This window comes from Rhodococcus erythropolis NBRC 15567 (assembly GCF_001552595.1).
Classification (GTDB): domain Bacteria; phylum Actinomycetota; class Actinomycetes; order Mycobacteriales; family Mycobacteriaceae; genus Rhodococcus_F; species Rhodococcus_F erythropolis.
Genome location: NZ_BCRM01000005.1, coordinates 284,272 through 298,154, shown reverse-complemented (window position 1 = coordinate 298,154; position 13,883 = coordinate 284,272). Strand labels below are relative to the sequence as shown.

Genomic DNA, 13,883 nt, shown 5'->3' with positions numbered 1-13,883 from the left:
CTGGCCCACTCGTCGTAGCGCATGCTTCGATCAGGCGTGTTGCTGAGCGGCGATTCTCGCTGCCTGCACCCCTGACTTTGTCGCTTCTTCGCTCGGAGTCTGTCTTCTCATGTTCAACCTTCTTTTGTTCACCCTTGTCGGCGTCGGCGCCCAGCTCGTCGACGGCGCCCTCGGTATGGCCTTCGGTGTCACCGCAACCACTCTGTTGATGATCGGTGGCCTCGGTCCGGCTCAGGCCAGCGCCGCTGTTCACCTGGCCGAGGTCGGCACCACCCTCGCTTCGGGTGTGTCGCATTGGAAGTTCAAGAACATCGACTGGAAGCTCGTCGCCAAGCTCGGTGTGCCCGGCGCAGTCGGTGCATTCATCGGCGCAACTGTGCTATCGGGTCTGTCCACCGAAGCGGCAGTCCCCATCACGGCGACGATCCTGCTGGCCATCGGTATCTATGTGGCACTTCGCTTTTCGGTCCGCCCACCGGCCGTCGCGGACGCTCGTACCACTCCGCACACTGCACGTTTCCTGTCCCCACTCGGCCTGTTCGGTGGTTTCATCGATGCATCCGGCGGTGGTGGTTGGGGTCCGATCACCACCAGCACGCTGCTCTCGCGGGGCAAGACCGCGCCGCGCACCGTGATCGGCTCGGTCAGCGCCTCGGAGTTTCTGGTCGCGTCGGCCGCGTCGCTGGGATTTCTTGTCGGATTGGGTCGTGAGTCGGCGGGAAACCTCCTCGTTGTCGCCGGTCTCGCGCTCGGCGGTGTCATCGCTGCCCCGTTCGCGGCGTGGCTGGTCAGCCGCGTGCCTGCAACCTTGCTCGGAACGGCGGTGGGCGGCGTCATCGTGTTGACCAACGCACAGAAGCTGTTCAAATCCTTCGACATCACCGGGGCGGTCACAGTGGCCGGCTACCTGGCCATTCTCGGCGCGTGGGCAGCGTTGCTGTTCTACGCGTGGAAGCGGTCCACGCTCACCCCAGCCGAGGCAGAAGGCGATTTCACGGGAGTCGAACTCGCTGTCGAGAACGAACTCACCGAGCCTGCGGTCAAACGCGAACGATAGCTCGTCACAGAAGAAATCCCGGGTATCCGCGCTCGGATACCCGGGATTTTGTTTTTCGCCCTAGTTGCTTCCGTCGAACGCGTCGAGAATTCGCCCCGCCGCCAACGCTGCCGTCAGCGAACCGTCACGCACGCTCTGCTCGACGTCGGCCCGGATCGCACGCACCCGATCGTTGCTCGAGAGCCTGCGTAGCAGCTGATCGTTGACCATCGTCCAGGTCCAATCGACCTGTTGCTTGCGACGCTTCTCCTCGAACTGTCCTGCTTCGGTGAGCACCTCACGGTGTTTGGTGACAGTTCCCCAGAACTCGTCCAGCCCGACACCTTCGAGACCGCTCATCGTGATGACGGGCGGCTTCCAGATGGCGTCGTGCGGGTAGATCAGGCGAAGCGCTCCCGCAAGTTCGCGGGCAGCACCCTTTGCCTCGCGCTCATGCTTGCCATCGGCCTTGTTGACCGCCACCAGATCTGCGAGCTCGAGGACACCCTTCTTGATGCCCTGGAGCTGATCACCGGTACGCGCGAGGGTCAGGAACGTAAAGCAGTCCACCATGTTGGCAACGGTGACTTCGGACTGGCCGACACCCACTGTCTCCACCAGGATGACGTCGAAACCGGCAGCTTCGAGAAGCACGATGGTCTCGCGGGTTGCCTTGGCAACGCCACCGAGCGTGCCGGACGTCGGTGACGGCCGGATGTACGCATTCGGTTCGACGGTGAGCCGAGCCATGCGTGTCTTGTCGCCGAGAATCGAGCCGCCGGTGCGGGTGGACGACGGATCGACCGCCAACACCGCAACCCGATGTCCCTTGCCCAGCAAGTACATTCCGAGCGCGTCGATGAAGGTCGACTTGCCGACGCCGGGAACGCCGGTGATGCCGATCCGGTGCGCTCCCCCGGCCTCGGGCAGCAACTTCAGTAGAAGCTGCTGCGCAAGGGCCCGGTGGTCGTCGCGAGTGGACTCGACGAGGGTGATCGCCCGAGCGAGGCCGGCACGCTGATTCCCGCGTACCGCCTCGGCGAGGGAATCAATGTCGATGGGCTGACGTGCCATCTTCAGTGACCCCCTTCTCAGCTGTGGTCGTGACCCAGTTGGGCGGAGAGCTTCTCCAACAATCCGCTGGCAGCGTCGGCGATGACGGTTCCGGGCGGGAAGATGGCAGCAGCGCCGGCCTCGTAGAGTTCGTCGAAGTCACCGGGCGGAATGACGCCGCCGACGACGATCATGATGTCGGGACGACCGGCCGCAGCCAGAGCCTCCCGCAGCGCCGGCACCAAGGTGAGGTGACCGGCTGCCAACGACGACACACCGACTACGTGGACGTCGTTGTCGGCCGCCTGATTGGCGACCTCTTCGGGAGTCTGGAACAGCGGTCCGACGTCGACGTCGAATCCGATGTCCGCGAAGGCCGTTGAGATGACCTTCTGGCCACGGTCGTGACCGTCCTGGCCCATCTTCGCGACGAGAATACGGGGACGACGTCCCTCGTCCTCGGCGAACTTCTCGACCAGTTCCATCGCCTTGCTGATGTTGCTCACCGTTCCTGCCTCGTCGCGGTACACACCACTGATGGTGCGGATCTCGGCCTGGTGGCGTCCGTACACCTTTTCGAGGGCGTCGGAAATCTCGCCGACGGTAGCCATCGCACGGGCGGCGACGACAGCGAGGGCGAGGAGGTTGTTCTCCATGCCGCCTTCGGTGGATGCGGCAGCGCGGGTGAGGTTCGCGAGTGCGGCCTCGACGGCTTCCGGATCACGTTCTGCGCGAAGGCGAACCAGCTTCTCGAGCTGTTCCTTGCGGACCTTGGAGTTCTCGACCTTGAGAACTTCGATGGTGTCGACCTCGTCGGGAACGTACTTGTTGACGCCGACGAGCGGCTGCCGACCGGAGTCGATGCGTGCCTGGGTGCGGGCGGCAGCTTCCTCGATGCGCAGCTTCGGGATGCCTTCGTTGATGGCCTGAGCCATTCCGCCGGCTTCCTCGACCTCTTCGATGTGCTTACGAGCCCGGTTGGCGAGTTCGTTGGTGAGCCACTCGACGTAGTACGAGCCGCCCCACGGGTCGATGGGACGCACGGTGCCGGATTCCTGCTGCAGCAGCAACTGGGTGTTACGGGCGATGCGGGCGGAGAAGTCCGTCGGCAGTGCGATGGCCTCGTCGAGTGCGTTGGTGTGCAGCGACTGTGTGTGGCCCTGGGTGGCAGCCATGGCTTCGACGCAGGTACGCGGAACGTTGTTGAAGACGTCCTGCGCGGTCAGAGACCAGCCCGAGGTCTGCGAGTGGGTACGCAGCGAGAGCGACTTCGCGCTCTTGGGATCGAACTTGGCAACAAGCTCGGCCCACAGGAGGCGTCCGGCGCGGAGCTTGGCGACCTCCATGAAGAAGTTCATGCCGATGGCCCAGAAGAAGGACAGGCGCGGTGCGAACTTGTCGATGTCCATACCGGCGTCGAGGCCGGCGCGGATGTACTCGACGCCGTCCGCAAGGGTGTACGCCAGTTCCAGATCGGCCGTCGCTCCGGCTTCCTGGATGTGGTAGCCCGAGATGGAGATGGAGTTGTACTTCGGCATTTCCGCGCTGGAGTACGCGAAGATGTCCGAGATGATCCGCATCGAGGGCTTGGGCGGATAGATGTAGGTGTTACGAACCATGAACTCTTTGAGGATGTCGTTCTGGATCGTTCCGGCCAGCTTGTCCGGGGTGACGCCTTGCTCGCCTGCCGCAGCGACGTACAGCGCGAGAATCGGGAGCACAGCGCCGTTCATCGTCATCGAGACCGACACCTGCGAGAGGTCGATTCCGTCGAAGAGCTGACGCATGTCGAGGATGGAATCGATTGCGACACCGGCCATTCCGACGTCACCCGCAACGCGAGGATGATCGGAGTCGTAGCCGCGGTGTGTGGCGAGGTCGAAGGCAACCGAGAGGCCCTTCTGACCGGCCGCGAGGTTACGACGGTAGAACGCATTCGACTCCGCGGCAGTGGAGAATCCGGCGTACTGGCGAATGGTCCACGGCTGGTTCACGTACATGGTCGGGTACGGACCACGCAGGAACGGCGCTGCGCCCGGGAAGCTGTCGAGCGGGTAACCGGACTCGGCGGCGGCCGTGCGGTCCGCACCGGTGTACACCGGCTTGACGTCGATGCCTTCCGGGGTGGACCAGACAACCTGCTCGGCGGCGTAGTTGTTGGCGTTTGCGCCCTCTTCGATGAGCGCCTGTGCCTGCTCGACCGACGGCGGTGTGGGTGCCGGAGACTGCGGGTCCTCGAGTGGGACCTCGGCGAAACTGCCGATCACGTGCTTGACCTCTCGTGTCGTCACTTGGAGCTTCCCGTCTCGATGAAGTCGAGCAGTTCGGTCAGAGCCGACACTGCGTCGATGCGGGCTGTGAGGAATCCGTCCGGGCGAGAATCGCCGGTCGCGTCGGCGACTGCCTTTTCCGGTCCTGCGAGCAGCACCTTGGTGATGCCTGCAGCGCGAAGTTCGGCGACGGCCGCTGCGGCGCTCTCGCCGTAGCGCTTGTCCGTGCCGCACAGCACCGCGACGGTGGCACCGGAAGCCTTGACGGCTGCGGAGATGGCTTCTGCGCCTACCTCGAGGGGGCCGGGGTTGACTGCGTCGATACCACCCGAAGCGAGCAGGTTGGACGCAAACGTGGTGCGCACGTTGTGTTCTGCAACCGAGCCCAGCGGCGCGAGAAGCGCAGTGGGACGGGCGCCGCCGGCGGCGAGGAACGCGTCCGAACGGTCACGAAGCGCTTCGAATGCAGCTGCGTAGCGGGCGACGGACTGGCCGGGCTCGACGGCTTCGGCGGACAGCGGCGTTTCGCCGAGGTTCGGGAACTCGTTGACACCGGTGACCGTGGTCTTACGGTGTGCGATGTCGGAGTCGCGCTTGGCCTTCGTGGCAGCGATACGACCGGAGACGATTCCCGCTTCGAGTGCCGCCAGATATCCGCCGGCTGCTTCGATTTCCTGGAAGAACTCCCACGCGGTGGCGGCGATCTGCTGCGTCAGGTCCTCGACGTACCAGGAGCCCGCCGACGGATCGAGCACGCGGCCCAGGTGCGACTCCTCGAGGAGAAGCAACTGCGTGTTGCGCGCGATGCGCGAGGAGAAGGACTTGCTGACACCAAGGGTGCCGTCGGCCAGGGCGACGTCGAACGGAAGAACAGTCACTGCATCTGCTCCGCCGACGCCGGCGCCGAATGCGGCGAGGGTCGTGCGCAGCATGTTCACCCAGGGATCACGCTGAGCCATCATCGCGGCGGAGGTGACTGCGTGCTGCGGCGCTCCACCGAAGTCGGAAGCTCCACAGACCTGAGCGATGCGGGCCCACACGAGACGTGCGGCGCGGAACTTCGCGATGGTCTGGAACTGATCGTCGGTTGCCGAGTAGCGGAAAGCCAACTGCGACAACGCAGCACCGATGGTCAGACCGCTCTCTGCGGTGAGTGCGCGGAGGTATTCGAGTCCGGCGGCAATCGCGGCTCCGAGTTCCTCGGCGTCGCCGGCACCCGCGTTGTGGAAGGCCGTGCCGTCGACGGTGATCGCGTGCACGGTTTCCGCGCGAGCTGCAGCGAGGGCGGCCAACTCGACGGCGCCTGCAAATTCGACGTCGGCTGCGCCGGAGAACGAACTGGTCAGCGGCGCTGCACCGAGGTGGACTCGGATACTGCTGCGATCACTGACGCCGTCGCCGGCTTCGCCGCGAGCATCGAGGAGAGAGAAGAGTGCGCGGGCTGCATCGTTCACCTCGGCGCCTGCGTCGAGCGTGAGCGGTGCGAGGTCGAGAAGAACGCCCTCGAGCGCAGCGGCGAGGTCGGTGACCGGAACGCCGTCGGCGCCCACCTTCAACCAGAGTGCGCTGACTCCGTTTTCGAGGGCGTCCAGGATGGCGCGATTAGTCTCGGCCGCCGAAGCGGTTCCGAATGCAGCGGAAACCAACCAACCGGCATTGACATCACGGTGAGCGTCGACGCCACGCACGTACGGAAACGTGCCCGGCAAGCTCTGCTCGGGACGCTCGTCGCGTGGGCTGTAGAGCGGTGCGACAGTGACACCGTCGTAGGTGACGGTTTCGAGCAGTTTCTGTGGCTCGGGGCCCAGCTCTGCCGCATCGACTCTGCGGGACTTGGCGAGCACACCGGCTACGGAGCGCTGCCACTCCGCGTACGCCTGCTCGACAGCCTCGGCTTCTGAAGCTAATGACACTGTGTCCGCTCCCTCTCATTTTTTGCGTGAGCGCTTTACCGATAATCGGATTTGTTCGTTAGTTCTGTGATGCTAACCCGCGGTTGAGCCCAGATATCGTGAGGATCACGTCATGTTCTTCACAGGGCTGTTCGCGGCCACTTTCCGACCGGTCAGACGACGTGCAGATTCGGTCGTTCGTGCACGTGTGACCGGCCCTTACCTAGCGATTGTTCAGCATGTTTACGGGTTACCCGCGAGTTCGTTTCACTGGCCGGGACTACAGGTGAAGGCCACTCCGAAAGCCTAGTGGTTTTCGTCACAGCGCCGTTTCATTGTCGCCTGGAGCACGTCGCTTTCCCGCCCCCGTGGCAATGTTCGACTCACGATTGCGGGTCGGCAGTCGGCCCGGTTCACCGTTCGCAGGTAGCCTTGTGACCTGTGATGGGACGCCTGCTGGACCGAAGATTGATCGCAATAGTCCTGGTAGTGCTCGCTTTGTTCCTCGCAGCCCTCCTCGCCCCACATCCCACGGTGTCCCAGGTGCGAGAGTGGGCGGACTCGGTTGGCCCGGCGTTTCCCCTCGTGTTCTTCCTGGTTCATTCGATAGTCACCGTCGCGCCGTTCCCGCGCACCGTCTTCACCCTCAGTGCGGGGGTTCTTTTCGGCTCGGTGACCGGCATCGCTCTTACCGTGGCGGCAACGACTGTGAGCGCCGTTCTGGCCCTCTACCTGGTCCGCGCCATCGGCCGTGACGTCGTGTGGCAACGGATTTCGAGTCCGACGATCCGGCGGGTGGACGAGCGGATCGAAAAGCGGGGGTGGCTGGCCGTCGGCTCTCTGCGCTTGATCGCGTTTGTCCCCTTCTCGGTGGTGAACTACTGCTGCGGCATTTCGTCGATCCGGATCGTGCCCTACATCCTTGCCACCGTCGTCGGCATCTTGCCCGGCACTGTTGGGATTGTCGTTCTGGGCGATGCGCTCTCCGGCGAAGCCGATCCTCGTCTCCTGATTCTGTCCGGGATCTGCATTGCGATCGGCATCGCCGGTCTGGTGTTCGACGCTCGCCGTCAGCCTTCACCGGGCGAAACCATCGTTGACAACGGTCAATCTCAAGAGGTTGATTTGATTGAGTCAACCCAAAACGATTGACTATTGACAGTCAACTATCTAGCATTGACTAATGTTCGTACTGACAGTGGATCAGCGAGGTAGCCGACGCGATGTCGACCGCGTCGGGGACATCATCGACGACATGGCCGATCGCAGGCTCCTGCGGCCGTTCGAGCGCACGGCGGGCGACGAGATTCAAGCGGTGACCGACGATCCGGCGCTACTCGTCCTCGTCGCACTCGAGCTGATTCGGCGCGAGCACTGGAGTGTCGGGATCGGGATCGGTCCCGTCGAGCAGCCTCTCCCACGGCAGACCCGGGCCGGACGCGGACCGGCATTCGAAGCTGCTCGGATCGCCGTCGAGCGAGCCAAGCGAGCTCCGGCCAGAATTGCTGTCGAACAGGCGCCGGCCGATAGCTCACGCGACGAACTCGCCGCCGATGTCGATGCCGCGTTCACCTTGCTCGGAACGATTGTCACGAGACAGACGAAGGACGGACGCGAAGCCATCGCTCTGATGGACAGCGGACTCACTCAGGTCAGCGCGGCAGCCCACCTCGGAATCACCAAGCAAGCCATGTCCAAGCGACTCCTGACAGCCGGGTGGCACGCAGAACTCGCCGGGCGCAGACTCGCAGAACGACTTTTGGTCAGACTCCAGCCCTAGACTGCTCACGCTCGCACCGGTACAAACTCGTCGACACAGCAGGGGGCTCGAATACATGGTCGTTCTGGCGTTGATCGCGCTCGCCGTCGCCGCCGCGGCACCAGCAGTTGCGGCGGCACTGGGACCGCTCAGTCGTGGTCGACTGGAAGTCCCCGAATGGGCGTCGTCCGTGGTGGCTCTTCCGGCGCTGGGTGTTGCCGCACTGGCATCGACCCGAACGACCCCGGTCACCGGTTTCGCTCTCGGGGCGACGCTTGTCCTGTGCGTACTTGCCGCCGCCACGGCCGGTGCACCGTTGGTACTTGCCACCTTCAAGATCGCTCGTCGCCAACCGGACGGGAGCCCGGCACCGGACGCCGGACCTCTTCGCGGCGGACGTGTGATCGGCATCCTCGAACGGCTCGCGGTGGCGGCGTCGATTCTCGCAACCTGGCCGGAGGGGATCGCGATCGTCTTGGCAGTCAAGGGGCTCGCACGGTACCCGGAACTTCGCGAACCTCACGCGTCCGAGCAGTTCATCATGGGAACCTTCGTCAGTGTCCTCTGGGCGATCGCTGTATGCGGAACGGGACGGGCACTCATCACGTAGGTGACGAGTGCCCGTCCCGATTACTACGAGAGGAGCCTACCGGCGCTGGCCGCCCTCCGGCGGCTGATCCTGGTAGGGGTACTTCTGCTGGAACTCTTCGCGTTCGGACGGCAGCGGTAGCTGACCGGGCCAAGGATTTTCACTCTGCTGCGGCAGCGCGGGATCTACGAATCCGGGCTGCTCGGGCGCACTTTCACGGAGGTGCCTGACCGCAGCCGCCGGATCTTCGACGGGAGTACGTGCAGCAACTTCAGCAGCACGGACTGCTTCTGCGATAGCCGGATCGGATTTCGTTTCGAACCACTCCGCCACCTCAGCTGAATCGTCCTCAGGGTTGGGAAGATTCTCTTCGGCGGCCGGCGGCTCGTAACGGAAGACACCGTCCTGCCCCTGCGCGCCAAGCGTTTTCGCAAATCCCTTCAGTGCGTCACCGAAGTCGCTGGGCACGAGCCACACCTTGTTCGCATCGCCTTGCGCCATCTGCGGCAACGTCTGAAGATACTGGTATGCAAGCAATTCCGGAGTCGGCTTACCGGACTTGATAGCAGCAAAAACCTTCTCGATGGCCTTGGCCTCGCCTTGGGCCTGCAAGTACTTGGCCGCGCGGTCACCTTGAGCCCGAAGAATCTGGGACTGACGCTCACCCTCGGCGTTGAGGATCGAGGCCTGCTTGTTGCCCTCGGCGGAAAGAATCTGGCTCTGCTTGGCACCCTCGGCTGTCTTGATAGCGGATTCGCGGTGGCCTTCAGCCGTCAGAATCATCGCGCGCTTCTCGCGGTCCGCCTTCATCTGCTTTTCCATCGACTCCTGGATGGAGGGCGGAGGATCGATGCTCTTGAGTTCGACGCGGGCCACTCGCAGGCCCCAGCGGCCGGTCGCCTCGTCGAGGACACCACGAAGCTGACCGTTGATGGAATCACGCGAGGTCAGCGTCTCTTCGAGGGTCATTCCGCCGACGACGTTTCGCAGCGTCGTGGTTGTCAACTGCTCGACGGCAGCGATGTAGTTGCTGATCTCGTACACCGCAGCTTGCGGATTGGTGACCTGGAAGTACACCACCGTGTCGATGGACAGTGTCAGGTTGTCCTGGGTGATCACCGGTTGCGGTGGGAAGGAGACCACCCGCTCACGAAGATCCACCTTGGCGCGCACACGATCGGCGAACGGGATCAAGAATGTGAGCTGACCGGACACCGTCTTCGAATACCTACCGAGCCGCTCGATCACCGCGGCTTCTGCCTGCGGTACCAGTGCTACCGACTTCGCGACCACCAAGATCACGAATAGCACCAACACACCGAGCACTATGAGTGCTGCCATTAAGGTCCCCTCCAGACGACTGCTGTTGCGCCGTTGATTTCCATCACCGTCACCTTGGTGCCCGGCGGGTACACCTCGGTGGTGTCGTACGGCCTGGCAGTCCACACCTCGCCGTTCAACTTGACCTGCCCGGAATGCTCGCCCACTTCTTCCAGAACCAGAGCGTGTTTACCTTCGAGTGCCTGAATTCCGGTCGGGGTCGGTGGCGGACTACCGAAGCGACGCAACATGATCGGTCGCACACCCAGGACGAGGGCGGCGGAGAACACTCCGAACATGACGGCGTCGACCCACACCGGGAAGTCGGTGACAGCACTGACACCGGCAGTAGCGAGCGCCCCACCGGCGAGCATCAGCAGGAAGAAATCCCCCACCAGCGCTTCGGCCCCGGCGAGCACCAGTGCTCCGATCAGCCAAATAAGTGCAGCCACAACACCATCTAACCAGAATGTGTGACCCAGGCCGCCGCTACGTCAGTTCGGCTCGGTAACGAAATCGACAAGTTGTTCGACGGCACCGATCAAGGGAGCTTCCAGATCGCGGAAGCTCTCGACCGAGTTGTAGACCCGCCGCCAGCCCTCCTGAGGTGTCCCCCAGCCCAGTTCGCGGCAGATTCCCGTCTTCCAATCCTCGCCGCGTGGAATCTTCGGCCAGGAGGCGATTCCGACAGATTTGGGACGAACGGCCTCCCACACGTCGATGTACGGATGTCCGGTCACCAACACGTTCGGGCCGAGGCCCTGAGTCAGTTGGGTTTCCTTGGAACCGGTGACCAGGTGGTCGACGAGGACACCGACACGGCGGCCGGGGCCCGGCCCGAATTCGGCAAGCCGCTCCCCCAGATTGTCGAGCCCTTCGAGATGTTCGACGACAACACCTTCGACGCGAAGGTCATGGCCCCACACCCGCTCGACGAGGGCAGCATCGTGTACTCCCTCCACCCAGATCCGGCTGGGCAGTGCCGTGCGTGCACGTAAGCCTTCGACTCGGGTCGAACCCGAAGCCGATCGTGCGGGTTTGGTGGACGCGGGCTTGGGGGCCGGGCGAACGAGGGTGACCGGTGAGCCGTCGATGAGGAAGGCCGCCTCGCGCATCGCGAACAACCGCGTCCGGGAACGCCCGTCCTCGAGTCGCACGAAATCGCCGTCGTACGTGCGCTCGAAACCGACTACCGCACCGCAGAATCCTGTCGCCGCATCCTCGACGACAAGATCACGTTCGGCCGCCACTTCAGGCGTCACGCGCTTCTGTTTGCGGGTATGACCCGCAAAAATGTCACCGTATCCGTTGCCACCGCTCACGCCGGATCACGCTAGGTCACAATGCCGGGGCCGCGCATGTCGCCACGCCGAACTAAACTTCACGGTCATGAGTTCTCCCAGCGCAACCCTCACCGTGTGGGCAGCGTCATGGCTCGCCGGCGACGCTGCGCCGGACGACGTCATCGACGCCCTTGCCGCGTGGGCGCCGATGCACCTGATCGGCGCCGCCGATGCGGAAACCGCGGTCCGTCACGATCTCGAGTGGCCGGGAGTCACGGCTTCGGGTGTGTCCACCCTGTTGAGAATCGCACGCTCGGAGGCTGCTGAAGTCCGCCTGGTCCTTCCTACGGCCGGCGATGTACGTGGCCTGCCCACAGGCACCGAGTTCGCGCGCGCTGCGATCGCAACGGGTGAAGGGATACAGATCGGCTCCGTCGGGAAGCCGGGAGTCGGCCTCGTGCCGTCGAAGGAAGGTCCGGACGTCTTACGGTGGACGGTTTTCTCCATTCCCACCGTGGCGGGCAGTGCCGAATCGATCGGACTCCGTGAAGCCGAATACGAACTGCGCCAGGCTGTTCGGGACGCAGCGGAGGTGCTCGGCGGGCTTCCGGCCGTAGCCACCGGAATGCCTGGGGGCGACGCTCGTACGCTGGTCGCCGAAGCGCTGCAGGCCCAGGCCGGGTACCGCTGGCCGTCGACACTGTCACCTCGGCATCTACAGGTGATCGACACCGCCGACAACGTGGCAGCCATTCTTACCGTCGCTGCGTCGGTCTCGACCAATCAGGCCCCGAGCGTGTCCACTGCGCAGAGGCGTGACGACCTGCTGCGACGACTGTGGGACGTCGTTCGCACTGCCCGTGTCGCGTCGGCGAACAGCGTGTCGATCAGAGCTTGAGCACGAAGTTCCGGCGTTTCTCGGCAAACCCGTTGCGGTCACCGAACATGTCGATCTTCATCTCTTCGAGCTCACGCTCCTCGTAGGGCTCCACCGGATCACGTTCCAGTCGAAGACGTTTGCGCTCCAGCATCGATTCCATCCGATCTCCTTCGAGCAAGTCGGTGGCGACCTCGTGCAACCACGCCTCGAACAGATCCGGCCGTCTGGGGCCGATCGCGTCGACAAGTCCGATGTCCAAGGCTCGACGGATACCGATCGCACTGCACTCGGCCAGCAGGCTGCGGGCCTGCTCCTCGCCGACCCGAGCCGGAAGTGTGTACGTGTGCAGTTCCGAGCCGAACAGGCCCATCGTGGCGTAATGAGGATTGAGAACCACACCGTCCCTGGCCACGACTACGTCGGCTCCAAGCGGGAGCATGACCCCGCCGGCACCGGCGTTGCCTGTGAATGCCGCCACCACAACCTGTTCCGTACAGGTGACGATCGCTTTCGCGATCTCGTTGATGGCTTTGATGTTGGCCCACGCTTCTCCGGCTTGATCCGACGCTGTCTCGATGACGTTGAGGTGGATACCGTTGCTGAATCTGTCGTAGTCACCCGTCAGGACAAGGATCTTGGTGTCCTGCGCGATCGCCCAGCGGAGCCTGGCGGCCAGTCGGGCGCATTGCTTCGTACTCATCGCACCGTTGTAGAAGCGGAACGAGAGATATCCGATTTCGCCGTCGCGGTGATAGTCGGTCTCGGGGTAACGACTCTCCCAGACCTGTGGAACGAACACGTCCGGACGTACGACCGCGGTCGACGGAAGTTTGACATTGCCGGCGCCGACGAGCCGCGCATGTCCGATCCATACGGAGCCCGCACCGGTGGCGACACGTATCGCCTGGTGGAAGTACTCGACAATGGTGCCGGGCGCTGCATCGACGTGGGTATCGGGGTGAGCGTCGTAGACGTAGACCCGGTCGAGCCCCAACTGAACGGCGACGCCGGGAAACCCGTCGGCGGCGTTGACGGCGCGGACGATGCTCGACGCGTCTTCCTCCCAGCTGAAAACGCGATCGGCCTGTTTCATGCTGGGCCTCGATCGGGCCGATGCCACGGGCAGCGCAACTCGGTCCGATGGGATCGCCTGGAAGTCAGGAGTACGGAAATGTTCGACGACCTCCGTAATGCACTCCATCGCCGCGTCGGTGACTGCCTCGTTGTATACCGAAGATTTGGTTACACCGCTCTGGAGTTCGAATGTCCGCCACGCCCACACCGCTCCGGCATCGAGTTCCTCGGCGGCCTGCAACGCGGTCACTCCCCAGATCGGTTCGCCATCCGTTATCGCCCAGTCCAGCGACGACGGTCCGCGATCACCGGGCGGGCCGGGATGGATGATGATCGTTGTCCACTGCTGCCAAATAGATTCCGGTACATAGGCTTTCAGAAACGGGCAGATGATGAGATCAAAATCTCCCGCAGACGTCGCGGCCAGCACTGCGTCCGCGTCGGCGACGACGGCGGTGCGGACTTGGTGCCCCGCCTCGCGAAGAACAAGACCAGCCCGCTGCGAGAGACCATTGTCGGAGGTGACGAGAAGAAGCACGCTCAACGGTGGCGCGGAAGCCGCGCGTGGGCGTGAGCGCCGGAACAGCGCCGCCGTCGCCGCTCGCAGACGGCCCCTGCCCGGTGCAGCTTCGCGTAGCTTCGTCGTTGCTCCAACGCTGGAAATAGCCACAGAAGTCGTGAGTGCGGCCGATTTGGGCATCGGTCTAACTTCGGGGGTCGAAACCAT

General features: G+C 63.8%; 12 protein-coding genes. 5 read left to right on the top strand and 7 right to left on the bottom strand.

What is annotated here, in order from left to right; genetic code table 11:
• Nucleotides 1-109: 109 nt before the first annotated feature.
• The gene (locus RE4_RS10845; protein ID WP_019748438.1) at nt 110-1,057 is read left to right on the top strand and encodes a sulfite exporter TauE/SafE family protein; all 948 of its coding nucleotides are present in this window, start codon (nt 110-112) and stop codon (nt 1,055-1,057) included.
• Nucleotides 1,058-1,117: 60 nt separating this feature from the next.
• Here RE4_RS10845 and meaB read toward each other — a convergent pair whose 3' ends face one another.
• From meaB to mutA, 3 genes are read right to left on the bottom strand one after another with little or no spacing between them, the layout of a single operon-like run.
• Nucleotides 1,118-2,110, bottom strand: coding sequence for a methylmalonyl Co-A mutase-associated GTPase MeaB (gene meaB, locus RE4_RS10840; protein ID WP_003945003.1), 993 nt, complete (start codon nt 2,108-2,110; stop codon nt 1,118-1,120).
• Nucleotides 2,111-2,127: 17 nt separating this feature from the next.
• A complete protein-coding gene (gene scpA, locus RE4_RS10835) occupies nt 2,128-4,380 on the bottom strand; it encodes a methylmalonyl-CoA mutase (protein ID WP_019748436.1) in 2,253 nt (750 codons plus the stop codon).
• On the bottom strand, nt 4,377-6,272 hold the full coding sequence (mutA, locus tag RE4_RS10830) for a methylmalonyl-CoA mutase small subunit (RefSeq protein WP_020969616.1): 1,896 nt from the start codon (nt 6,270-6,272) through the stop codon (nt 4,377-4,379). Before mutA ends, scpA begins: the two co-directional genes overlap by 4 nt.
• A 423-nt stretch (nt 6,273-6,695) precedes the next feature.
• Between mutA and RE4_RS10825 the strand changes: the two genes are divergently transcribed.
• The 3 genes from RE4_RS10825 to RE4_RS10815 are packed head-to-tail and all read left to right on the top strand — an operon-like array spanning nt 6,696 to nt 8,620.
• Nucleotides 6,696-7,403: a TVP38/TMEM64 family protein gene (locus RE4_RS10825; RefSeq protein WP_060938559.1), complete on the top strand. Its 708-nt coding sequence runs from the start codon at nt 6,696-6,698 to the stop codon at nt 7,401-7,403.
• 31 nt (nt 7,404-7,434) lie between these two features.
• Nucleotides 7,435-8,031, top strand: a complete 597-nt coding sequence (locus RE4_RS10820; protein WP_003944858.1) for a hypothetical protein — start codon at nt 7,435-7,437, stop codon at nt 8,029-8,031.
• 55 nt (nt 8,032-8,086) lie between these two features.
• The gene (locus RE4_RS10815) at nt 8,087-8,620 is read left to right on the top strand and encodes a hypothetical protein (RefSeq protein ID WP_003944797.1); all 534 of its coding nucleotides are present in this window, start codon (nt 8,087-8,089) and stop codon (nt 8,618-8,620) included.
• A 36-nt stretch (nt 8,621-8,656) separates the two neighbouring features.
• On the opposite strand, the gene RE4_RS10810 is transcribed toward RE4_RS10815, so the two are convergent.
• The 3 genes from RE4_RS10810 to RE4_RS10800 are packed head-to-tail and all read right to left on the bottom strand — an operon-like array spanning nt 8,657 to nt 11,241.
• Nucleotides 8,657-9,940, bottom strand: coding sequence for an SPFH domain-containing protein (locus RE4_RS10810; RefSeq protein WP_003944935.1), 1,284 nt, complete (start codon nt 9,938-9,940; stop codon nt 8,657-8,659).
• Nucleotides 9,940-10,371, bottom strand: coding sequence for an NfeD family protein (locus RE4_RS10805; RefSeq protein WP_019748432.1), 432 nt, complete (start codon nt 10,369-10,371; stop codon nt 9,940-9,942). The genes RE4_RS10810 and RE4_RS10805 overlap by 1 nt, the downstream gene beginning before the upstream one ends.
• Nucleotides 10,372-10,413: 42 nt before the next feature.
• Nucleotides 10,414-11,241: a DUF3097 domain-containing protein gene (locus RE4_RS10800; protein ID WP_003944813.1), complete on the bottom strand. Its 828-nt coding sequence runs from the start codon at nt 11,239-11,241 to the stop codon at nt 10,414-10,416.
• A 67-nt stretch (nt 11,242-11,308) separates the two neighbouring features.
• On the opposite strand from RE4_RS10800, the gene RE4_RS10795 reads away from it, so the two are divergent.
• The gene (locus RE4_RS10795) at nt 11,309-12,100 is read left to right on the top strand and encodes an Rv1486c family protein (protein WP_060938558.1); all 792 of its coding nucleotides are present in this window, start codon (nt 11,309-11,311) and stop codon (nt 12,098-12,100) included.
• Here RE4_RS10795 and RE4_RS10790 read toward each other — a convergent pair.
• Nucleotides 12,090-13,856, bottom strand: coding sequence for an enoyl-CoA hydratase-related protein (locus tag RE4_RS10790; RefSeq protein WP_238076708.1), 1,767 nt, complete (start codon nt 13,854-13,856; stop codon nt 12,090-12,092). The two genes, RE4_RS10795 and RE4_RS10790, sit on opposite strands and share 11 nt — an antisense overlap.
• Nucleotides 13,857-13,883: the final 27 nt, after the last annotated feature.